19 protein-coding genes and 1 pseudogene are annotated in these 22,630 nt (G+C 71.0%); 9 read left to right on the plus strand and 11 right to left on the minus strand.

What is annotated here, in order from left to right:
• A partial coding sequence (locus KV205_RS05940) for a CBS domain-containing protein (RefSeq protein WP_265862773.1) occupies window positions 1-329 on the plus strand: 329 nt, incomplete at its 5' end.
• A gap of 67 nt (window positions 330-396) precedes the next feature.
• Window positions 397-1,083 (plus strand): response regulator transcription factor, encoded by a 687-nt coding sequence (locus KV205_RS05945; RefSeq protein ID WP_265862775.1) that lies wholly within the window; start codon window positions 397-399, stop codon window positions 1,081-1,083.
• Between the two features lies 1 nt (window position 1,084).
• On the opposite strand, the gene KV205_RS05950 is transcribed toward KV205_RS05945, so the two are convergent.
• From KV205_RS05950 to KV205_RS05965, 4 genes are read right to left on the minus strand one after another with little or no spacing between them, the layout of a single operon-like run.
• Window positions 1,085-2,818 (minus strand): GAF domain-containing protein, encoded by a 1,734-nt coding sequence (locus tag KV205_RS05950; RefSeq protein WP_265862776.1) that lies wholly within the window; start codon window positions 2,816-2,818, stop codon window positions 1,085-1,087.
• Window positions 2,819-2,869: 51 nt separating this feature from the next.
• Complete coding sequence (locus tag KV205_RS05955; protein ID WP_265862777.1) at window positions 2,870-5,491, minus strand: cation-translocating P-type ATPase; 2,622 nt, start codon at window positions 5,489-5,491, stop codon at window positions 2,870-2,872.
• Between the two features lie 7 nt (window positions 5,492-5,498).
• On the minus strand, window positions 5,499-6,359 hold the full coding sequence (locus KV205_RS05960; protein ID WP_265862778.1) for a universal stress protein: 861 nt from the start codon (window positions 6,357-6,359) through the stop codon (window positions 5,499-5,501).
• Window positions 6,356-7,177 carry a universal stress protein gene (locus KV205_RS05965; protein ID WP_265862780.1) on the minus strand — a complete coding sequence of 274 codons (822 nt, stop codon included), beginning with the start codon at window positions 7,175-7,177 and terminating at the stop codon, window positions 6,356-6,358. The genes KV205_RS05960 and KV205_RS05965 overlap by 4 nt, the downstream gene beginning before the upstream one ends.
• Window positions 7,178-7,425: 248 nt before the next feature.
• On the opposite strand from KV205_RS05965, the gene KV205_RS05970 reads away from it, so the two are divergent.
• Together KV205_RS05970 and KV205_RS05975 are read left to right on the plus strand one after the other, a co-directional pair.
• On the plus strand, window positions 7,426-8,049 hold the full coding sequence (locus tag KV205_RS05970; RefSeq protein ID WP_265862781.1) for a CBS domain-containing protein: 624 nt from the start codon (window positions 7,426-7,428) through the stop codon (window positions 8,047-8,049).
• Window positions 8,050-8,071: 22 nt separating this feature from the next.
• Window positions 8,072-9,060: pseudogene (locus tag KV205_RS05975) on the plus strand (nitroreductase).
• Window positions 9,061-10,096: 1,036 nt separating this feature from the next.
• Here KV205_RS05975 and KV205_RS05985 read toward each other — a convergent pair.
• A complete protein-coding gene (locus KV205_RS05985; RefSeq protein ID WP_265863281.1) occupies window positions 10,097-11,176 on the minus strand; it encodes a zinc-dependent alcohol dehydrogenase family protein in 1,080 nt (359 codons plus the stop codon).
• A 173-nt stretch (window positions 11,177-11,349) separates the two neighbouring features.
• Here KV205_RS05985 and KV205_RS05990 point away from each other — a divergent pair, with 173 nt between their 5' ends.
• From KV205_RS05990 to KV205_RS06010, 5 genes are all read left to right on the plus strand, one after another.
• Complete coding sequence (locus KV205_RS05990) at window positions 11,350-12,777, plus strand: MBL fold metallo-hydrolase RNA specificity domain-containing protein (RefSeq protein WP_265862782.1); 1,428 nt, start codon at window positions 11,350-11,352, stop codon at window positions 12,775-12,777.
• A 93-nt stretch (window positions 12,778-12,870) separates the two neighbouring features.
• Window positions 12,871-13,341, plus strand: a complete 471-nt coding sequence (locus KV205_RS05995; protein ID WP_265862784.1) for a cyclic nucleotide-binding domain-containing protein — start codon at window positions 12,871-12,873, stop codon at window positions 13,339-13,341.
• A gap of 10 nt (window positions 13,342-13,351) precedes the next feature.
• A complete protein-coding gene (locus KV205_RS06000) occupies window positions 13,352-14,017 on the plus strand; it encodes a CBS domain-containing protein (RefSeq protein ID WP_265862785.1) in 666 nt (221 codons plus the stop codon).
• Window positions 14,014-14,619, plus strand: a complete 606-nt coding sequence (locus KV205_RS06005; protein WP_265862786.1) for a CBS domain-containing protein — start codon at window positions 14,014-14,016, stop codon at window positions 14,617-14,619. The genes KV205_RS06000 and KV205_RS06005 overlap by 4 nt, the downstream gene beginning before the upstream one ends.
• A gap of 5 nt (window positions 14,620-14,624) precedes the next feature.
• Window positions 14,625-15,284 carry a DUF4389 domain-containing protein gene (locus KV205_RS06010; protein ID WP_265862787.1) on the plus strand — a complete coding sequence of 220 codons (660 nt, stop codon included), beginning with the start codon at window positions 14,625-14,627 and terminating at the stop codon, window positions 15,282-15,284.
• Here KV205_RS06010 and KV205_RS06015 read toward each other — a convergent pair.
• The 6 genes from KV205_RS06015 to ppsA all read right to left on the minus strand — a co-directional run bounded on the left by KV205_RS06015 (window position 15,254) and on the right by ppsA (window position 22,516).
• A complete protein-coding gene (locus KV205_RS06015; protein WP_265862788.1) occupies window positions 15,254-17,968 on the minus strand; it encodes a cation-transporting P-type ATPase in 2,715 nt (904 codons plus the stop codon). The two genes, KV205_RS06010 and KV205_RS06015, sit on opposite strands and share 31 nt — an antisense overlap.
• On the minus strand, window positions 17,961-18,551 hold the full coding sequence (locus KV205_RS06020) for a hypothetical protein (protein ID WP_265862789.1): 591 nt from the start codon (window positions 18,549-18,551) through the stop codon (window positions 17,961-17,963). Before KV205_RS06020 ends, KV205_RS06015 begins: the two co-directional genes overlap by 8 nt.
• 46 nt (window positions 18,552-18,597) lie before the next feature.
• Window positions 18,598-18,792 (minus strand): hypothetical protein, encoded by a 195-nt coding sequence (locus KV205_RS06025; protein WP_265862790.1) that lies wholly within the window; start codon window positions 18,790-18,792, stop codon window positions 18,598-18,600.
• Window positions 18,789-19,244 carry an Hsp20/alpha crystallin family protein gene (locus KV205_RS06030; protein WP_265862791.1) on the minus strand — a complete coding sequence of 152 codons (456 nt, stop codon included), beginning with the start codon at window positions 19,242-19,244 and terminating at the stop codon, window positions 18,789-18,791. The genes KV205_RS06025 and KV205_RS06030 overlap by 4 nt, the downstream gene beginning before the upstream one ends.
• Before the next feature lie 213 nt (window positions 19,245-19,457).
• Entirely contained in the window at window positions 19,458-19,871 is a 414-nt protein-coding gene (locus KV205_RS06035) for a CBS domain-containing protein (protein WP_265862792.1), read from the minus strand.
• A 242-nt stretch (window positions 19,872-20,113) separates the two neighbouring features.
• Window positions 20,114-22,516, minus strand: coding sequence for a phosphoenolpyruvate synthase (ppsA, locus tag KV205_RS06040; protein ID WP_265862794.1), 2,403 nt, complete (start codon window positions 22,514-22,516; stop codon window positions 20,114-20,116).
• Window positions 22,517-22,630: the final 114 nt, after the last annotated feature.

Here is a 22,630-nt window from a genome sequence, read left to right on the forward strand (position 1 = left end):
CGACGCTCGCCGAAGCGGCACGGATCATGGCGACGCGGAGGGTGAAGCGCCTGCCCGTGGTCAACAGCGTGGGCATGCTGGAGGGTGTGGTCAGCCGGAGCGATCTGCTGAAGGTGTTCCTGCGTGCGGACGCCGAGATCGAGGAGGACATCCGCCAGTCCGTACTCGGCGAGCCGGCCACCACCGTGGGACTGGACGTGACGGTCGCGGACGGTGTCGCCACGATCCGCGGGCCGCTCGCCGACCGGTCGATGGCGCCGCTGGTCGCCCGCGCGGTGCGGGCCGTGGAGGGCGTCGTCGACGTCCGCATGGATCTCGGTGCCCCTTGAGACGCTCCGTTGATGGACAATCCTTGTGGGGGGGCGGGTACCTACCCGACCGACCATGGGGGTCGCCATGACCGATCTGCCGGCAGCCACCGCACCTACACGGGTCTTCCTCGTCGACGATCACGAGGTCGTCCGCCGGGGCCTTCGTGACCTGCTCGACGACGAGCCCGACCTGGAGGTGGTCGGAGAGGCGTCGACGGCGGAACAGGCCCTGGCGCGCGGGCCGGCGCTGCGTCCGGATGTCGCGGTCCTCGACGTACGGCTGCCGGACGGCGACGGGATCTCCGTCTGCCGGGAACTCCGTTCCCGGATGCCCGACCTTGCCTGTCTGATGCTGACCTCGTTCGACGACGAGGACGCCCTGCTCGACGCGATCATGGCCGGCGCGGCCGGGTACGTACTGAAGCAGATCAAGGGGTCCGACCTCGTATCGGCGGTACGGACCGTCGCCACCGGGCAGTCGATGCTGGATCCGGCTACGACCGCCCGGCTGATGCATTCGCTTCGGGATCCCGAGGCGGCGAAGCCGCCGGAGGACGAGCGGCTCGCGGTGCTGTCCGAGCGGGAACGGTCCGTACTCGAACTGATCGGCGAAGGGCTCACCAACCGGCAGATCGCCAAGCGGCTCTACCTGTCCGAGAAGACCGTCAAGAACCACATCTCCCGACTGCTCGGCAAGCTCGGCGTCGAACGCCGCGTACAGGCAGCCGTCATCGCCGCGCAGGCCCACGAGCACGAAGCCGAGGAGACGTAGCTCAGTCCTGTTCCGTCGACAGCGGGATCCGCCACTCGAGTACTGTGCCGCTGCCGGGCTCCGCCCTGGCGCGCACCGACAGGGTGCCGCCCAGCCGCTCGGCCCGCTCGGACAGGTTCCGCGGGCCACTGCGCCTGCCGCCCTTCGGTAGGCCCACGCCGTCGTCGCTCACCGTCACCGCCAGGACGCCGTCGGCGGCGGCGACAGACACCTCGGCTCGGCGAGCCCGAGAGTGCCGGGCCACGTTGGTCAGGGCTTCGCCGATGACCGCGACTACTTGTTCGGCCGCCTCGGAGGGCACGTCCGTGTCGAGGAGGCCCTCCATGCGCAGGGCGGGGGCGAATCCGAGCGTGGTCGCCGCCTCGTCCACCACCTTCACAACCCTGTTCCTCAGCTTCGGGAGGGCGCCGGGGGTGTCGTGTTCCCGGAGCCCGAAGATGGTCGACCGGATGATCTTGATGGTGGCGTCCAGATCGTCGATCGCCCGCCCCAGCCGGTCCGTGGCCTCCGGGTGCTCGACGAACCGGCGGGCGCTCTGGAGCGTCATCCCGGTGGCGAACAGGCGCTGAATCGCCAAGTCGTGCAGGTCACGGGCGATCCGGTCGTGGTCCTCCAGGAGACTCACCTGCTCGGCGTCCCGCCGGCGGTCGGCCAGTTCGAGCGCCAGGGCCGCCTGTCCCGCGAACCCTGGGAGAGCGGTGCTCTCCGAGCCGGTGAACGGGGGCCGTCCGTGCCGCCGCGCGAGGATCAGCACCCCGCTCAGCCGCTCTTTGGTGCCGACCGTGACCGCCACGGCCGGCCCGAAACCCTCCCACCGTTCGGGCTGAACCCTGATGCGCGGATCGTTCTCGACGTCGGCGACCATGACCAGGCCCTCCTGAGCAAGGGCAGCCTCGGCCAGCGTTCCTTCACTGGAGGGCAGGACGATGCCCCGGTGCTCTTCGGCACCCTCGCCGCGGGCGAGCGAGCCGCGCAGTTCACCGTCGGCGCCAACCAGGTGGAAGACCCCCATGTCGGCGGCCGCGATGTCCACCGCCTGCTCCAGCATCTCGTCGAGGACCTCGGTCTCCTCTTCGCCGGACAAGAGGGCGCTGGTGAGATCGGAGCTTGCGGCGAGCCACCGCTGCCGGAGGCGGCCCTCCCCGTACAGGCGGGCGTTCTCGATGGCGATGCCGGCCGCGACGGCCAGGGTCGTGACGACCGCCTCGTCCTCGGCGTCGAAGTCAGCGCCTCCGCGCTTCTCGGTGAGGTAGAGGTTGCCGAAGACCTCATCGCGGACCCGGATGGGCACGCCGAGGAAGGTGTGCATCGGCGGGTGGTGGGGCGGGAAGCCGTACGAGACGGGATGCTCGGACAACTCGGAGAGCCGCAGCGGTTCGGGATTGCGAATCAGCTCACCGAGCAGGCCGTGCCCGGAGGGCAGGTCGCCGATCTGCGCCCGCAGGTCGTCCCCGATGCCGACGGGGAGGAACTCCGAGAGCTTCCTGTCGTCCCCGATGACACCCAGGGCACCGTATTCGGCGTCCACGAGGGTGACGGCCGCCTCCACGATGCCCTTCAGCACCTGAGGCAGGTCGAGTTCCCTGCCCACAGACATGACGGCTTCCAGCAGCCCATTGAGGCGGTCCCTGGTGCCCCTCACCTCGTCGATACGTGCCTGGAGCTCGTCGAGCAGCTCGTCGAGTCGCAGGCGCGGAAGCCTGCTGTCCGCCGGCACCGACCCCTCGTGCTCCATCACCACCTCCGGCCACGTCGAGCGCACAGTCCTCGCCCGACGAGCACATACTCACGGTAGTTCCGGTGTCTCCGGCGCTCCAGCCGGATTCGTCCCGCGGAAGGCGGTGCGGACGAGTCGCGCGGTAAAGAAAGCCGCAGGGGCACCGGCCAACGCGATCCAGACGCCCGCCCAGCTGATCGGTTCGGTTTCCAGGACTGAACTCAGGAAGGGCACATACAGCGCCGCCACGGCCAGGAGAGCGGAGGCGAGGACGGACAGCGGGAGGAACGGGTTCTTGCGGGTGAACAGCCGGGAGCGAAGTCCCAGGACGGCGCCCAGCTGTGCGGCGAGCAGCGCGAGGAAGAGCACACTCTGCCAAGCGAGGCCGAGTCCCCGGGCGCCGAGTCCCGCGCCGAGCGAGACCGCCGTGACGACAGCGGCCAGGACGAGCAGGCGCTGCCAGGCACCGCCGCCCAGGATGTGCTGGTCCGGCGGGCGGGGCGGTCGTCGCATCGCTCCCGGTGAGGCCGGTTCGGCGCCCATGGCGACGCCGGTGAGGCCGTGCGTCAGGAGGTTGATCCACAGGATCTGGCCCGCTCGCAGGGGCAGCGGCAGCCCGAGCAGCGGGCCGATCAGCATGACGAGGATCTCGGCCGCGCCGCCGGCCATCCCGTAGACGAGGAAGCGGCGGATGTTGTCGTAAACGCGCCGTCCCTCGTCGACGGCCGCCACGACCGTCGACAGCTCGTCGTCGGTGAGCACAAGGTCAGCGGCCTGCCGCGCGACCTCCGTGCCGCGCGCGCCCATGGCGACGCCGATGTCGGCGCGGTGCAGGGCGGGGCCGTCGTTGACCCCGTCGCCGGTCATCGCGGTCACCGCTCCCCTGGCGCGCCACGCCTCGACGATGTCCAGCTTCTGCTGGGGGTCCGTACGGGCGAAGACCCGTACCGAAGTGAGGTCGGCGACCCGTCCCTCGGCCACGTCCGCCCCTGTGACGACGCGGCCCTCCGGCTCGCCACCGTCGCCCAGGAGCGCGACATGCGACGCCACCGCCCGAGCCGTCGCGGGGTGGTCGCCGGTGATGAGGACGGGGGTGATACCGGCCGCCCGGCAAGAGGCGAGGGTTCCTGCGGCATGCGGTTTGGGCGGGTCGCTCAGCGCGACGAGGCCGAGGAGAGCGAGCCCCGACTCCGCCGCGGCAACCGGGTGCGGAATGTCGTTCCGCATCCCCGATGCCACGGCGAGCACGCGGTATCCCCGGCCAGCCAGGCGCGCGGCCTCTTGGCGAGCCTCCGCGAGCGCGTCCGGAGGATCGAACAGGACGGCCGGGTCGAGGACGGCTTCGGGGGCGCCCTTCAGACAGACGAGCACCCCGTGTCCACCGGTCTCGTGGAGTGTGGTCATGCGTCTGCGGAGACTGTCGAAGGGCGCCTCTCCGATCCGGGGACGGGTAAGCGCCAGTTCTGTCGGATCCGGGCAGCCAGTCTTGGCCGCTGCCGTCAGCAGAGCGGCCTCCATCGGGTCGCCCAACGCCGTCCAGCGGCCGTCGGTCGCCTCGTCATCCGCCGGGCGCAGCGTGGCGTCGTTGCACAGGGCGGTCACCGTCAACAACTCACGCAGCGGCTCGAGCTCGTCCGCCTCCGCCGGCCTCCCGGCGACCAGGACCTCGCCCACGGGTTCGTACCCCACGCCGGAGAGTTCGGCGCTCCCACTCGGGGTCCAGACGTGCTGGACGACCATGCGGCCCTCGGTGAGGGTGCCTGTCTTGTCCGTGGCGAGGACGGATACGGAGCCGAGCGTCTCCACCGCGGGAAGCCGACGCACCAAGGCGTTCCTGGTGACCATGCGCCTGGCCCCGAGAGCCAGAGCCAGGGTGACCACGGCGGGGAGGGACTCGGGAACCGCCGCAACGGCCAGGCTGATGGCCGTGACCGCCATCGTGCCGAGCGGAAGCCCCCGTACCAGGCCAAGGGCGAACACCAGGACGCACAGGGCGAGCGTCACGGCCGCGAGGATGCGGCCCAGGGCGGCGAGTCGGCGCTGCAGCGGGGTCGGCTCACGACGTTCGTCGAGCAGAGCCGCGATGCGGCCGAGCGCGCTGGACGCCCCAGTCGCCGTGACCACCGCCACACCTCGGCCTCGGACGACGACGGTTCCTGCGCTCAGCGTCGCACCCGGATCCTTGTCGACAGGCACGGACTCCCCCGTCAGCATGGACTCGTCCACCAGCACGGATGACGCCTCGGCGAGGTCGGCGTCGGCGGCGACGATGTCGCCCTCACCGACCAGGAGGACGTCACCGGGGACAACCGACGCGGCGGGGAGGTCGCAGACGGCGCCGTCGCGCCGTACGCGCGCGTGGGGGGCGGTGAGGGCGGAGAGTGCGGCGACGGCGTTGTCGGCGCGGATCTCCTGCGCCACCCCGACGGTCGTGTTCACGAGGACGACCACCCCGATGACGATCGAGTCGGGGTGGTCGCCGATCGCCAGGGTCAGCACGACGGCCCCGAGGAGCACCATGATCAGTGGGTCCGTCAGCTGGGCCAGGACCCGCTGGTGCAGCCGGAGGGGCTTGCTCGCGGTCACCTCGTTGGGGCCTGTGTCGGCGAACCGGCGGGCGGCCTCCTCCTGGGTGAGTCCCGTCGTCTCCCGCACCCGTACGGGCGCCCGGTCCTCTGCTGCCCTGGTCATGGCCTGCTCACCCGGCGGGAACGGTGATCACCGGGCAGTGGGCGCGGTGCAGCAGCCCGTGGACGACGGAACCGACCCGCATCCCTGTGTACCCACCCCGGCCCCGACGGCCCACGACGACGGCCAGGGCATGTTCGGCGGCGTTCGCGAGCGTCTCGACGGGGGAACCGATCGACACCTCGTGGGCGAGTCGGACACCGGGGTACTTCTCCGCCCAGCCCGCGGTGGTCTCCGAGAGCAGGCGGCGCTCGGCGTGGAACAGCGTGTCACCGCTGTGCAGGGAGAAGACAGGGGGCTGCCAGACGGCGATGGCGCGCAACTCGCAGCGCCGGAGGTCCGCTTCCTCGAAGGCCCAGGCCAGGGCTGCTCGTGAGGACTCGCTGCCGTCGACGCCGACCACGAGATAGGGCGTCGCCTGCGTGACGTGCTCCGCGTCGCCCACGACGACCACCGGGCAGCGCGCCTTCGCGGTGACCGGGACGACCAGGGAGCCGGCGCTCAGGAACTCCTCGGTACGGCTGAGGTGCCGGGAGCCCAGCACGACCATGCCCGCCTCCTGTGAAAGGCCGGCCAGAACTGATGCCGGGAACCCGTCGAGAAGGGCGGAGGTGGCCTCGACGCCCGGCTGCCGGGCCTGAGCCCAGGCGAGTGCGGTACGCAGGGCTTCGGTACCGGCCTGCCGCTGTGCCAGGTGACGGTGCGTGTCGTCGACGTGTTGGGCGTCGTGCTGCGGTGATACCGCGACCACCAGGCGCAGTCCCACACCTCGCAGGTGAGCCTCGTCCACCGCCCAGGCAAGGGCCAGGTGCCAGTTCTTGACCGGGTCGATGCCGATCGCGATGTCGCGTCGGGCCGTGGTGCGTGTCATGACGTGCTCCCGTGTCCGGGCCCTTGCCGAGGGATGAGCTCCACGGGGCAGTGGGCGTGCTGCAGCAGGCTCAGCGTGGTCCGTCCGATGGTGGGTCCGAGATAGCCGGGCGACCGCCGGCCTCCGACGACGAGCAGGTCCGCGTGGCGCGACGCCTCGACGAGAGCTCCGGGCACACTGTGGGTTTTCTGGCCGTCGGCGTACACGGTCAGCTCCGGAAACTCTTCCCGGACCGTGTCCGACACCGAGGACAGCGCGCGTACGTGATCGCGAGCGACCTCCTCGCCACCGTTGTGCAGCAGAGCCCGCGGCCCGCTGGACAGCCCCATACCCCAGATATGCAGGAGTCGTACAGGCGCCTTACGCAACGGGGCCTCGCAAGCCGCCGCACGGGCACAGCCCACGTCGGCCTCGTCCCGGACCGCCGCCAGGACGACGCCTACCTCGGCGGGCTCGGTTGGCTCGGCTGGCTCGGCCCCGCGCACCACGACCACGGGCGTGGTCGCGACGGCTCGTCGCAGACTGCCCGGGGCAGCGCCATCGGTGAGTTCTGTGACGACGGTCAGCTCGGGGTGGCGCGCCGTGACCGCCTCGGCGGTCTGGTCGAGCAGTTCCCGCCCCGCCTGCCGGCTCCTGACAATCTCTGTCTGGGGCAGGAACGGAGCCGACCCGTCCGTGTCCGCCGCATGGACGAGGCAGAGCGTGCTGCCCCGCCGGGCTGCCTCCGCCGCCCACATCGCCGCTGTGCTTGCGGACGGTGATCCGTCGATGCCGACGACGACCCTGCCGAGGCCGGGACGGGCCGTGGTTCCGTCCATGGTTCCTCCTCGCACGGTCCGGGGGACTTGATTCCACCCTGGCAGTCGGTGCCGGGCAGCCGGAGGGCCGCTGGGGCCAATGGCGGGACCAAAGGTCCCCACCCGGGCCGGTCGGAGTACGGAGGGGCAGTGACGTGCCCGTTCGGTCCTGCCCTGGGACCGTTCGGCCCTCGCCGACCCCAGGCGTGCGTTGGAGGCTGGTCACACAGGACAGCACACCTTCCGGACCCCCGGCAGGAGGCGCCGCGATGAAGCACATGAAGATCGGCGGTCTCATGACCAGCAACGTGGTCTCCGCCGTCCCCGCGACGTCGTTCAGGGAGATCGCGAAACTGCTCGCCGAGCACGACATCACCGGGGTCCCCGTGCTGGACGAGGACGACCACGTCGTCGGAGTCGTCTCCGAGAGCGACCTCCTGGCCCGCCACGAGCTGACCGCACGGGATTTGATGACGTCGCCGGCCGTCACCGTCCACGCCGAGGAGACGGTGGCCGACGCGGCGCGGCTGATGGTGCGTCGCGGAGTCGAGCGCCTCCCCGTGGTCGACGTGGAGGAGCGACTGGTGGGCATCGTGACCCGCCGTGACCTGCTCTGCGTCTACCTCCGCCCGGACGCGGAGATCCGGCGCCGCATCCGCGAGGACGTCCTCGCTGATGCCATGGACCTGTCCGGGGACTCGGTCGACGTGCACGTCCTCGACGGTGTGGTGACGCTCGCCGGTCGTGTCCGGCGACGCAGCCAGGCCCAGATGCTCGTCGAACTCGCGGAGCGGGTCGACGGCGTGGTCGCGGTCGTGGACCGGCTGTCCTTCCATGAGGACGACACACGTCTCACGTCCTCCACCCGGACTCCGCACGACTTCTCTTGGTGACTCACCGCAGACAGGACGAACCGTGTCTACCACCGCTCTGACCCGACCCCACGTGACCTCGCTGATCGAACACGCCGTCACGGCCCCCTCGATGCACAACGCACAGCCGTGGAGGTTCGTCGCCAGGACGGACACCGGTGTCATCGAGCTGCACGGTGATCCACGGCGCGGCATGCCGCACGGAGACCCCGATCACCGCGCCCTGCACCTCGGCTGCGGCGCCGCCCTGTTCGGTCTGCGGGTCGCCGCCGCGTCCCCGGGGCCTGCATCCGGTCGTGCAGCTGCTGCCGTTCCCCGGAGATCCCTGGCACTTCGTCGCCGTGCGGCTCACCGGCCCTGATGACGCCAACAGCGATGGGGCGGCCTCCATGCCGCCCTGGCGCGGCGGCATACCAGCCGCTGCCCGTTCGCGGAGGAGCGGATCCCCAGCAAGGTGATCGACGGACTCCGTGCGGCTGCTCTGCTCGAAGACTGCAGACTGGTCGTACCGGGCGAGTGGCGTGCCGTCATGCTCATGGGTCTCGTCCACGCCTCCGCGCTGTACGAAGCAGCGGACGAGGCCGTACGGGCAGAGATCGCGACCTGGACACGCACCGGTGCGGCCGGGGAAGGCCCCGCCACCGAGGGCATCCCCGCGTACGCCCTCGGCCCGCGGCAGTACGACGTGACCTCCCCGTCAGGGACTTCGACTCCCGTCGGCGGGTGCCCGGCCGTGATGCGGCCCGCTTCGAGAAGAGGCCGCAGATCGCGCTGCTCGGCACGCCGGGGGACGCGCCGGAGGACTGGCTGAAGGCAGGTCAGGCCCTGCAGCGGGTCCTTCTGCAGGCCACTCTCGACGGTCTCGCGACTCCCCTCATGTCCCAGCCGCTGGAATGGCCCGAGCTCCGCTCCGACGCCCGCGATCCCGGCGCGGTCGGCGGTTTCGTCCACATGGTGACCCGCCTGGGCTACGGCCCCGGGGTCCGTGCCACGCCGCGCCGTCCGGTCTCCGAGGTGCTCGCCTTCGACTGAACCGCCTCGGACGGACGGATCCGCTCCTCACAGCCGGAACCAACGCTCCTGTCCGGGTGCGACGGTGACCCTCCGGTCGCCCGGAAGGAAGACGGCGAGCGGGCCCACGGACGAGGCGGGTACCCGGACGGCCAGCCGACCGGGAAGCATCCGCAGGCGCACTCCTCGATGGCGGCCGACGCACAGGGTGAAAGCGAACCTGGGGATCTCCACCAGACGCCCGCGTTCCGGCTCGTACCGGCCGTAACTCCATGTCCAGCCCGCGGTCATCCGCGCTCACCCCACACTCTCCGGACCAACGTCATGTGATCCGGGACCACCAGGTCGGTCCCCTGCTCTCGCAGGAGGCCGGCGGTGCGCGGCAGCGGCGTGCAGTCGACACCGACGACGAGACCGAAGGCGCCGCGACGCGCCGCCACGACCCCGGCGAGTGCGTCCTCGACGGCAGCCGTCTCCTGCGGACGGCTGCCGAGGAGGCCGCCGCGCGCAGGAAGAGCCCGGGATCCGGTTTTCCGGGGAGGCCGAGCCGAGCGGCTTCTTCGCCGTCGACGATCACGGCGAGGAGACCGGCGAGCCCCGCGGCACGGATCAGTTGCCGGGCGTGCCGGGAGGCCGACACCGCGGCGCATGGGACGCCCGCCGTGCGCAGGGCCACGAGGGCCGGCCGGGCGTCGGCGAAGGCGGTGACGCCTCCCGTACGGAGCAGAGCGACGAACGCCTGTTGCTTGTGTGCCGCGACCCCGGACAGTGCCGCAGCCGCGCGCGTCGTGCTGCTCTCCCACTGGGAGGTGAAGGCCGCGGGCGGTGAGGAAGGCCGCGGCGCCGTCGTACCGGGACCTGCCGTCGACGAGCCGACCGTACTCGGCGTCCGCGTCGACGGGCGGCTGTCTCCCGCTGCCGGGCGCGAGCTGGTCGAGGCAGGCGTCGAACGCGACCTTCCATGCCGCCGCGTACACGACGGCGGAATCGAGCAGTACGCCGTCGGTGTCGAGGACGACACCGCCCGGCGGCCGAGAACCCGGGCCTCGGCCGTTCATCAGGCCACCGGCGTGTCGGGGAGGCTCACGGCCGTGTGCTGCGGGCCGCCCAGGGCTACTTTGATGGCGCCGGTCTCGGCCGCGTTGCCGAAGACCTCGTACGCCTCCTCCATCTCCCCCAGCTCGAACCGGTGGGTGACCAGATCTGCCGACGGCAGCCGTCCGCAGGCCATCATGCGCAGCAGCATGGGCGTGGACGAGGTGTCCACAAGACCGGTCGTGATGGTGACGTCCTTGATCCACAGGTCTTCGAGGTGGAGGGCCGCCGGCTTGCCGTGGACGCCGATGTTGGCGACCCTGCCGCCGGGCCGGACCATCCGCGTGCACATCTCGAACGCCTCCGGAACGCCTACCGCCTCCATGACGACGTCGGCGCCGAGGCCGTCGGTCAGATCCGCGACCAGCTGTTCCGGGCCTTCGGCCGCGTTCACGGTGGCGTCCGCGCCGAGGGTACGGGCAGCGGCCAGCCGCGACTCGGCCAAGTCGACGGCGACGATCCGGCCCGGGCTGTAGAACCGTGCGGTGGTGACGGCGGCGAGACCGATGGGGCCCGCGCCGACGACGACCACGGTGTCGGCGGGGCGCACGGCGCCGTTCAGAACCCCGACCTCGTAGGCGGTGGGGAAGATGTCGGCGAGCAGGACGGCGTCGAAGCTGTCGATCGTTTCCGGCAGCGGGTGGGCGGACAGATCGGCGAAGGGCACACGGACGTACTCGGCCTGGGTGCCGTCGACGGTGTGGCCGAGGATCCAGCCACCTCCGCCCCGGCACTGCCCGTAGCGGCCTTCACGGCAGAAGCGGCACCTGCCACAGGCGGAGATGCACGAGATCAGGACGCGGTCGCCCGGTCGTACCGTGCGGACGTCGCTTCCGGTCTCGACCACGGTACCGACCGCCTCGTGGCCGAGGACCCGGCCGGGCGTCACCTCCGGGACGTCCCCCTTCAGGATGTGCAGGTCCGTGCCGCAGATGGTGACCACGTCGACCCGCACGATCGCGTCGCCAGGCTCCTTGATGACCGGGTCGGGCACATCCTGCCAGTCCATACGGCCCGGTCCCCGGAAGACGAGTGCCTTCACGGCGTCCACCCACTTCCTGTCGCGCGTCGCGGCGGTCCTCGGCACCAGGCTCCGCGGAGCCTCCCTGCGGCGCATGAGCCGGTCGGCCCCCGAAAGGGGCCCGCTTGGACTCTCTGGACCGGATCGGGCGGATGCGAGGGTGGAGACCGGCCCCCGGCGAAGGAGGGCTGGCCATGTCCGAAGCAGCCCCGAATCCCGCTCCCAGCACCCCGCGCCCGGCCCTGCTCAGCTTCCTGGGCGGGGTGGGCACGGTCACCGGCAGCAAGTTCCTGGTCGAGAGCGACCATGCGCGGATCCTCGTCGACTGCGGTCTCTTCCAGGGTTTCGCGACCCTGCGGCGCCGCAACTGGGAGCGGTTCGCCCGCGATGCAGCCGACATCGATGCCGTGGTGGTCACCCATGCGCACCTGGACCACTGCGGCTACCTGCCGCGCCTGGTCCGGCAGGGCTTCCGGGGGCCGATCCTCACCAGTGCCCACACCGCCCGGCTCGCCGGAATCGTGCTGCGCGACAGCGCCCGCCTCCAGATGGAGGCCGCACGGCACGCCGACGAGCACGGCTGGTCCAAGCACCGCCCGGCCAAGCCGCTCTACGACGACTCCGACGTCGAGAAGACGCTGGCGTTCTTCGACCCCGTCTCGGTCGACGAGGGCGTCGAGATCATGGCCGGCAACCGGCTGACGCTCCACCACGGCGGGCACATCCTCGGGTCGGCCTGGGCGCACCTCACCCTGGAGGACGGCCATACCCTGGCCGTCTCCGGAGACCTGGGGCGCCCCGGACACCCGCTGCTCCTGCCGCCCGAGCCGTTCTCGGGCGCCGACGTGCTGCTGATGGAGTCGACTTACGGCGACAGGCGCCACGACCAGGAGTCCGCCCGGTCGGAGTTCGCCTCCGTGATCGCCCGGACTCTCGCCCGCGGAGGCAGCGTCGTCATACCCGCCTTCGCGATCGACCGCACCGAAGTCGTCCTGCACGAACTGGGCCGACTGCGCGACTCTGGCGTCCTACCCCGGTCGGTGCCCGTGTACGTGGACAGCCCCATGGCACTCGCCGCCCTCGACGTCTACCGCGACGCCGTACGCGAGCGGTCCGCCGAGCTGCGGCCGGAGATCCTCGCCGAGGGAGAGGCCGCCCTGAGCCCCGAACCGTTCCTCGCCGCCCGGACGGTCCAGGAATCCATCGACATCAACAGCACGCACGGACCCGCTGTCATCGTCTCCTCGGCCGGCATGGCGACCGGCGGCCGCGTCCTGCACCACCTCCACCGGCTACTCCCCGATCCTCGCAACGCCGTCGTCGTGGTCGGCTTCGCCGCCGCCGGCACCCGGGCGCGGGACCTGGTGGACGGGGCGCGGACGCTCAAGATGTTCGGCGAGTACGTGCCCGTACGGGCCGAGGTCGCCGACGTCCCCCACTTCTCGGCCCACGCCGACGCCGGCCAGATCATCGACTGGCTGCGCGGCGCCCCTCCCCCGCACACCACCTACCTCGTCCACGGCGAACCGGCCGCGTCCGAGGCGCTGCGCGACCGCATCGACCACAAACTGGGCTGGACGGCCGTCGTACCCCGCTCCGGGGAGGCCGTCCTGGTCCGCTGAGGCGGGCCCTTCGGTCCCCCAGGTGGACCTGCGCGGCCCTCCCCGTGCCCGCACGCCGCGCGGGAGCCTGTGAGGGAAGGGCTGGAGGACATCATGAGCACCACGCGGACGCTGCTGAACGAGCTCGCTCCCGAGGCACGTGACCAGCTCCTGGAGCACTCCCGCCCGGTCCGCTTCCCCGCGGGCACGCGCATCTTCCACGAGCGCCAGCATGCCGACCGCTTCTGGATCATCGAATGCGGTCGCGTCGAACTGGACATGCATGTCCCAGGCCGTCGCAACGCCGTCGTGGATACCCTCGCATCCGGCTCCCTCCTCGGCTGCTCGTGGTTGTTCCCGCCTTACCACTGGCACCTCGGTGCCACGGCGACCACCGAGGTGCGTGCCCTCGAGTTCGACGCGAGTGCGGTCAGGGAGCTCTGCGCGGAGGACCTGTCCGTGGGCGAGGCCGTGTTCGCCTGCGTCGCCGCGACGATGGCACGTCGGCTCCTTTCCGCCCGCAGCCGTCTTCTGGACGACCTCATGCCGCGCGTCGGCGCGGAAAGCCTCGCGTACGCCCGCTGAGGAGAGAGTCATGACCACCCAGCCGTTCACCGTCGCCGACGTGATGACCAAGAAGGTCCTCGCCGTCCTGCCCGGCGCGGAGTTCAAGGAGATCGTCACCAGCATGGAGCGGTGGAAGGTGACCGCCGTGCCCGTGGTCGAGGGCGAGGGCCGCGTCGTCGGAGTGGTCTCCGAGGCGGATCTGCTCCTCAAGGAGGAGTTCCACGACCATCGCCTCGGTCTCATCGAGCAGATGCGACGCCTGGACGCCACCGCCAAGGCCGGCTCCCGCCGGGCCAAGGACCTGATGACCTCGCCCGCTGTCACCGTCGCCCCCGAGGCGTCACTTCCTCAGGCAGCGCGGCTCATGGCCGCCCATCGCGTCAAGCGGCTGCCGGTCGTCGACGCAAGCGGCGTGATCCAGGGGATCGTGAGCCGCGCCGACCTCCTCAAGGTCTTCCTCCGCCCGGACGACGACCTCGCCGCCGAGGTGCGCCACGACGTCATCGAGCACCTGTTCCCCCTCTCCCGCCGCCGGGTCGACGTCCATGTCGACGGCGGTGTCGTGACCCTTTCCGGCGAGGTCCGCGACAGCACGCGCATCCCGCTCGCGGAACGCCTGGCACGGGCTGTCGAAGGCGTGGTGGACGTACGGTGCGAGCTCATCGCCCAGGACGCAGGAGGTGACGAGAAATGAGGCACCGCAGCGTCGCGGATCTGATGACGCCCACGGCGGTCAGTGTCGTGCCGGACTCGACGTTCAAGGAGATCGCGCGGCTCCTGGACGAGTTCGACATCACCGCGGTGTGCGTGGTGGACGAGGCGAACCGGCCGCTTGGTGTGGTCTCGGAAGCTGACCTGGTACGCCGCCGTGCCGCCGGGGCCGGGGTCGACACCGCGGGCGCGCTCATGTCGAGTCCCGCCGTTGTCGCCCGACCCGAGTGGAGCGTGGTGCGCGCCGCACGAGTGATGGACCGGGCCGGCGTCAAGCGCCTGCCCGTGGTCGACGACGACGGGCAGCTCGTCGGCGTGCTCAGCCGCAGCGACCTCGTCCAGCTGTATCTGCGGAGGGACCGGGCGATCCAGGAGGAGATCATCGAGGACGTGATCACCCACACCCTGGGACTGAGCCCGTCAGCCCTCTCGGTGGAGGTCACGGACGGCAGGGTCACCCTCAGCGGCATGGTCCACCGCCGCAGCCTGGTTCCGGTGGTTCTCCGACTCTGCAACAGCGTCGACGGTGTCGTGGGGGTCGTCGACCGGCTCACGTACGAACACGACGACCTGACGAGGACGTGACGATCATGGACACTGCGAGCGCCCCGCACGCTCCCGTGACGGTGACGGCCGAACTCGACAGCCAGCTCTCCCGCTGGCTGTGGCTGGTGAAATGGATCCTGGTGATCCCCCACTGGATCGTGCTGTTCTTCCTCTGGATCGCCTTCTTCGTCGTGACGGTGATCGCGTTCTTCTCCATCCTGTTCACCGAGCACTTCCCCCGGGGCCTGTTCGACTTCAACCTCGGCGTCCTCCGCTGGTCCTGGCGCGTGTCGTACTACTCGTACGGTGCCCTCGGCACCGACCGCTACCCACCCTTCAGCCTGGGCCCCGAACGCGACTACCCCGCCCGGCTCGACATCGCCTACCCGGAGCGGCTCTCCCGCTCGCAGGTGCTGGTCAAGTGGTGGCTGCTCGCCATCCCGCACTATCTGGTGATCGCCTTCTTCACCGGCGGGATGGAGGTGCACTGGTGGAGCGGCGGCCTGATCACGCTCCTCACACTCATCGCGGGCTTCGCCGTGGCCTTCACCGACCGGTATCCGCGCGACCTGTTCGCCCTGATCGTCGGCCTGAACCGCTGGGTCCTGCGCGTCGCCGCCTACGCGAGCCTCATGACCGACACCTACCCGCCCTTCCGCCTCGACCAGGGCGGTCACGAGCCGGCCGTGGGTGCCGCGCGCTGACGACGGCGCCGCCTGGCGCGCCGGAGCTCGTCCGTGCCCCACACCAGGACCGGGAACGTCGCGATGAGCAGGATGACGTCCAGGGGGAGGGCTGCCGTGCCGAAGAGGTGCTGGAGCGGTGGCGCGTAGACGAGCGCCGCGGTGAACGCGAGCTCGAAGGCGATGCCGGCGAGGAGCAGCGGGTTCGAGAACACCCCGATGTCGCGCAGCGCGGCGTGATCGGTGCGGGCCGCGAAGGCGGTGCCTACCTGGCAGGTGACAATGCCGGCGAAGGTGGCCGTCGTGGCCGTCACGTAAGCGTGGTGCAAGGTGCTGCCCGTGCCTGTGGGATCGCCCGGCTGCCAGCCCGCGCGCCAGAGCACGTAGAAGTAGCCCGCCATGACGAGGGCCGCCGACACCAGCCCCAGGTAGCCCCAGCTACGGAAGAGCATGTCGCGGGAGATCACGCCTTGGTGCCGTGGCCTGGGCGGCCGCTGCATGATGCCGGGCTCGGAGCGTTCCCTGCCGAGGGCGAGGGCGGGCAGCGTCTCGGTGCCGAGGTCGATGGCGAGGATCTGCAGCACGGTGAGTGGCAGCGGGACCGCCCCGGCGGAGAGCGCGAAGACGAGGAAAGGCACGATCTCCGGGGTGGCGTGGGCGAAGATGTAGACGATGAACTTGCGGACGTTGTCGTAGACGCGTCGCCCGGATTCGACGGCGGTCACGATGGTGGCGAAGTCGTCGTCGGTGAGCACCATGGTGGCGGCCTCGCGGGCCACGTCGGTGCCGGAGCGTCCCATGGCCACCCCGATGTGCGCGCGGTGCAGAGCGGGGGCGTCGTTGACGCCGTCACCCGTCATGGCGACGATCCGGCCGTGGGCCCGCAGCGTGTCCGCCACCTTGAGCTTCGTCTCGGGCGAGGAGCGGGCGAAGACGATCTCGGCGTCGCCCTCCACCAGGAGCCGGTCCAGCTCGTCGTCGCCCAGCGACTCGGAAGCCGCGATCACCTGGAGCCTTGGCACTCCGATGCCGACCTCCCGGGCGACCGCGGCGGCGGTGGCTCCGCTGTCCCCCGTCACGATGTGCACGCGCACCCCGGCCTCGTGGCAGCGGCGGACGGCCTCCGCCACCTCGGGGCGCGGCGGGTCGTACAGCCCGACCAGCCCGAGCAGCGCCAGTCCCGACTCTGCGTCCTGACGGCGAGACGGCGGCTCCGCGCCCCGCGGCAGGTCGCGTACGGCGACGGCCAGGACCCGCATACCACCCCGGGCGAGTTCATCCGCCGCCGATCGGGCGGCGTCCGTGGCAGGGCCCGGACGGACACGGGCCAGGACCGCCTCGGGCGCTCCCTTGGCGACGATCCGCAGGCGACCCGTCACCTCGTCGTCCTGCACGACCGACATCAACCGAAGCCGCGGATCGAAGCGGAACAGTCTGCGCCGTGCCGCGTCGCGCCGGCTGAGATCCACCGGGGCTCCGTGGTCGGCAGCCCCTGTGACGAGGGCGGCCTCGGTCGGATCGCCGTGCAGCTCCCCCTCCTCCTCGCGGGTGACGGTGGTGCACAGCGCGCTCGCCCGCACCAGCTCCTGCGCCCAGGGTCCGGGTTCCGTTCCGTGCCCCGCGGTCCACAGCGCTCTCAGGCTCATGCGGTTGCGCGTCAGCGTGCCGGTCTTGTCCGTGCAGATGACGTTCGTGGAGCCGAGCGTCTCCACCGCGCTGAGCCGCTTCACCAACGCGCCCTGGCGGGCCAGTGCGCGAACACCGACCGCCAGGGCCAGCGTGATCGTCGGAAGCAACCCCTCGGGCACGTTGGCGACGAGGAGCCCGATGGCGAACATGAGGGAGTCGGTCACCGGCAGTCCGACCGCCACGCCCAGGACCAGGAACAGGGCCCCCATGCCGGTGGCTACGCCGGCGATGAGCCAGGCGACCTTCTTGACCTGTCGTTCCAACGGGCTCGCCTCGCGCAGGGTCCGCTGGCTGAGGGCGGCGATCCGGCCGAGCTCGGTGTGGTTGCCGGTGGCGAACACTACGGCCCGAGCCTGTCCCTCGACGCAGGTCGTCCCGCTGAAGACGAGGTTCGGCTCCTCCAGCAACGGAGCGCCGAGGAGCCCCGCCGCGGCCATGCGCTCGGCCGGCACGGATTCCCCCGTGAGCATCGACAGATCGACTTCCACTCCGCCTTCGGTGACGCGTGCGTCGGCAGGGACCTTGTCGCCCTCCTCCAGGAGGATCACGTCGCCCGGGACCAGGTCGCGGGCCTCCACGGTGAGCGGCCGGCCGTCGCGTACGACGAGGGCGTGCTCGGGCAGATAGCGCGCGAGGGTCTCCACCGCCCGCTCGGCCTGCCGTTCCTGAAGCAGCGCGAAGGCCGCGTTGACGGCGATGACCGCCAGGATCGCCCAGCCGAGCACCCCGAGGTCCGCGACGAAGGCCAGCGCGGCAGCGGCCCACAACAGAAGGGCCAGCGGGTGGATCAACTGTCCGACGAGCTCCCGAGCGAAGGAGGAACGGGCCTTGCGCCGTACCTCGTTCGGTCCGTGAACGGCGAGTCGGCGGGCCGCCTCGCGAGCGGACAGCCCATCCGGGCCGGTGGCCAGTTCCCGGCGCAACCTGGGCAGAGGCTCGCTGGGGTCGAAGGGCAGCGCCGGGGCAGGGGTGGCGCTCGGATCCGCTGCGGTTCGGCCGGCAGCGCGGTCAGTCATCGTTGCCCCCGGCATCACTGCCCCGGTGCAGGCGGCCGGACCACACGGGCTCCACTTGCTCCCACTCCCGTTCCCAGGCGGCGAGCCGGTGGCCTTCGCTCCGCCGCCGTACGAGGAAGACCACGCCGGCTCCCGCCACCCCGACGGCACCCGTTGCCGCGATACCGCCCGAGAGGGAGGTGAATGCCCGGTCCGCAGCGCTGCCCGGGAGTTGGGCGGGGAACCCTGCGTCGTCCACCCAGATCGTCACGATGCGGCCCGGGGGCGTCCTCGGCGGGACATGGATCGTCCCGGAGCGGCGGACGTGCTCCGGCTGTTCCCACACCGCCGGTGCGAGGGCCTGCGGCTTCGTGCCGTACCCGGCGGCGGGTGTTTCCTTGGCCGGCCCTGTGGTGGTCGCCCGCACCTGATGACGGTGGGCGGTGAGTTCACGATCGACCCTCGCTCCGGCGTTCCACAGCATTCCGCCGGCCACAGCGCCGCAGACCATGGCGATGATCAGGACGAGGACAAAGGCGGCACGCCCGCGGGATCCTTCCACAGGCGGGGTGGACCCACTGCCCGAAGGCTCCTGGTGAGTCATGCCGCACCTCCCGTCGGGTGTGGCCGGATGAGGACCGCGACACCGCTCAGGGGGTGGTGTCCAGTTCCGTTCCGATGTGGTGGGTCCATGCCCGGATCCGTTCCGGACTGCGGAAGTCGCCGCCCGGCAGGACGACGGCGTCGAAGCCGTCGTGCTGGAGCGTGTTGCCGGTCTCCCGGGTGATCCTGGCGGTCCCGCCGGCCTTGCTGCCGCAGGCGACCGGGACTCGCCAGGGGTTCACGACGTGGCTGCTTCGGGCGGGGTGCCGCCTCGCTTCACCGGGATGGTGCGTGCGGCACCGGTCTCCTGCGCGGGCATCGGGACGCGGATGGTGAGGATGCCGTCCTCGTACGACGCCTCGACGTCGTCGGCCGGGATGGTGGCCGGGAGACGCACGGTCCGGCGGAACGATCCGTAGCGGAACTCCGAGTGCTCTTTGTCCTCCTCGCTCTCGCTGTGTTCCGCACTCACCGTGATCAGGTTGTCGTCGACGGTGATGGTGACGTCGTCGGGGTCCATCCCCGGCAGTTCGGCCCGCAGCACGTACCCGTCGGCGCCGCTGGACACCTCTACCGGAATGGAGTGCGCGGCCGTCGCGGGTCGCCACCCGGGCAGCCCCGGAAACTCCCGGTTGAACCAGTCGTTGAAGTCGGGGAAGAGGCTGTGCCTGCGTTCCACCTTGCCTCCGGCCATTGTTCTGCTCCTCGTTCCCGGGGCCCAGGGTGGTCACCGTGGACCCGAGTCGGTACGGACGGGCCGTGGACCGGGTTACGGGGCCGGTCCGACTCCGTAACCCCATCGTCCGCCCGCGAGGTCACGTGGCGCAGCATCCAAGGGGGCTGTCCGACGGGGCCGAACGGGCCACACCGGGACCGACCGACCCCTTGCGCCACGGTTCCGGTGCGTTCAGCGGCAGATCTCCTCGACGAAGTGGCCCACTCGTTCCTCCGGCAGGTGCCGGGCCAGGTCCGCCTCGCTGATCATGCCGACCAGGCGGTGGTCGTCGATCACGGGCACGCGGCGGATGCGGTGGTCCTGCATCGTGCGGAGCACCTGCTCGCTGTCGGCGTCCACGTTGACGGTGATCGGCTTGCCCTGGGCGAGGTGCCCGGCCGTCATGTGGTGGGGGTCCTTGCCCTTGGCGAGGCACTTCACCACGATGTCCCGGTCGGTGATGATGCCGTGCAGCCGGTTGTCGGGCCCGCAGATGGGCAGTGCGCCGACATCCAATTCGCTCATGCGGCGCGCGGCGTCCATCAGAGTTTCGTTCTCCTGCACGCAGCTCGCACCGGTATGCATGATCTCCCTTGCGGTCGTCATGGCCGCAGCCTCCTTTCAGGCCCCCCTCACTCGTGATCCGGCCGATACGCCGTTCATTCAGAGGAAGAGCGTCGACACCCTGATGGTGTGCACCGGGCGCAGGGGAAGCCGGTTCGTTCCCTCTGCGGGTGGCCGGTGCTTCTCGAGGTGACCGCGGCGCGTGTCTGTGGCCGCCGGTCGACCGGGCTTGGCCGTCGGCCCGGCGTCCTGGGCGAGTCGGTGCCGTGTCTTCCTGGGCATGGTCACTCCTCCCGTCCTCCGGTGCCCCTTTCAAGCGTCGCTTCCGCGCGGGCCACGTGCCGTTTGACGGCTGCGAAGCTGTCCGGCGCCACGGAGATGGAGTCGAGGCCCGCGTCGACCAGGATCGCGGTGAACGCCGGATCGTCGCTGGGCCGCTGCCCGCAGAGTCCGACAGGGCGGCCGGCCGCGTGGGCGCGGGAGGCGAGGGTCTGGATGCTGCGGACGACGGCGGGGTCCCGCTCGTCGAAGACGTGGGCGAGGGCCTCGGAGTCGCGGTCGACGCCGAGGGTGAGCTGGGTGAGGTCGTTGCTGCCGATCGAGAACCCGTCGAAGCGTTCCGCGAAGTCCTGGGCAAGGATGATGTTGGCCGGAATCTCCGCCATGACGTAGACGCGCAAGCCGTTCTCACTTCGTACGAGTCCCTCCTGCGCCATCACCGCGAGCACCTGGTCCGCCTCTGCGAGAGTCCGGCAGAAGGGGATCATGACGACCACGTTCGTCAGTCCCATCCGCTCACGGACCCGGCGCAGCGCACGGCATTCGAGGGCGAATCCCTCGCGGTAGCCGTCGCTGTAATAGCGGCTCGCACCGCGCCAGCCGATCATCGGATTGGCCTCGTCCGGCTCGAAGGGTCGGCCGCCGAGCAGCTTGGCGTACTCGTTCGTCTTGAAGTCGCTGGTCCGGACGACGACTGGGGTTGGCCAGCGGGAAGCGGCAATCCGGGCAATCCCGTTGGCGAGGCGCTCGACGAAGTACTCTCCACGGTCGAGGTACCCCTCGGTGAGCCGGTCGATGACATGACGGTCATGAGGATCGAGCCGCTCCGGGTGCAGCAGGGCCATCGGATGGACCTTCACCTGGTGGGCGACGATGAACTCAAGACGGGCGAGACCCACTCCATCGGCGGGGAGCCGCCACCAGCGGAACGCGGCCGACGGGTCGGCCAGGTTGAGCATCACCCGGGTGCGCGTGGCGGGCAGCTCCGCGAGGTCGGTCAGGATCTCCTCGTACGCGAGCAGGCCGTCGTGCACCCGTCCGCGCTCGCCCTCGGCACACGACACGGTCACCTGCCTGCCCTCCTGCAGAACCTGGGTGCCGTTGCCGGTGCCGACGACGGCGGGGACGCCGAGTTCGCGGCTGACGATGGCGGCGTGCGAGGTGCGTCCGCCGTGGTCGGTGACGATCGCCGACGCCCTCTTCATGACCGGTTCCCAGTCGGGGTCGGTGACTCGGGTGACGAGAACCCCGCCCTTCGGAAAGCGGTCGAGGTCGACAGGGGCGTCGAGGGCGACGACGGGGCCCTGGCCGATCGCCTCGCCGACCGCGATGCCCTCCGCGAGGGCATCACCGGGGACGGCGGTCAGCCGGCAGCGGCGCAGAGTCGTGGACCGCCGACGCGCCTGCACGGTCTCAGGGCGCGCCTGGACGATCCAGAGTTCGCCGGTGAGGCCGTCCTTGGCCCATTCCAGATCCATCGGGCAGCCGTAGTGCTCCTCGACGGCGGCCGCCCACGCGGCGAGATCGCGGATCTCCGCATCGGTGAGGACCCGTTGGTTCCGCTCGGCGTCCGGGGTGTCGACCGTGCGCGTCAGCCCGGTGTCCGCGTACACGCACTTCAGCCGCTTGGTGCCGATCCGCACATCGATCACGGGGTCGAGGGAGGGGTCCTTCATGCTGGGCTTGAACACCGTGTACTCGTCGGGGTCGACCCGGCCGCTGACGACAGTCTCGCCCAGACCCCAGGCGGCGCTCACCACGATCACCTCGGGGAAGCCGCTCTCCGGGTCGAGCGTGAAGGCGACACCGGCGCCGGCGAGGTCGGAGCGGACCATGAGCTGGACGCCGACGGACAAGGCGACGGCGAGGTGGTCGAAGCCCATCCGCTCGCGGTAGTCGATCGCCCGGTCGGTGAACAGGGAGGCGTAGCAGCGCCGGCACGCCTCCAGAAGCGCCTCGGGTCCGCGTACGTTCAGATAGGTCTCCTGCTGTCCGGCGAAGCTGGCCTCGGGCAGGTCCTCGGCCGTCGCGCTGCTGCGCACGGCCACTTCGGGTGCCTCCCGGCCGCTCTCCTCGGCCAGCGTCTCGTACGCGGTCAGAATGGCGTCCCGCAGCGGCGCGGGCAGTGGCCGCGCGAGGAAGGACGAACGGATGGCCGCCCCGACCTCGTCGAGCGGCGCCCCTTGGCGCAGGCGGCCGATCTGCTCCTCGACAGAGTCGCGCAATCCGTGGCTCGCAAGAAGTTCCTCGTATGCCTCGGCGGTGGTGGCGAAGCCCGGCGGTACGCGTATGCCTGCGGCGCCGAGCCGGTTCGTCATCTCTCCCAGCGAGGCGTTCTTGCCTCCCACCCGGCCGACATCCGAGCGGCCCAACTCCGTGAACCGTACGGCGCGTCCCATCGGTCCCATGACATCCTCCGTGCTCCGTGGTCTCGGGCGTCCTCAGTACGGGAGCTGTCGGCCAGACGGGGTGCGCAGATCGAGGGGGCTCGGCCTGCGGGGCTGTCGGGGCCGGGGGTTGAT

The organism is Streptomyces sp. SKN60 (assembly GCF_026236535.1).
In the GTDB taxonomy this organism is placed as follows: domain Bacteria; phylum Actinomycetota; class Actinomycetes; order Streptomycetales; family Streptomycetaceae; genus Streptomyces.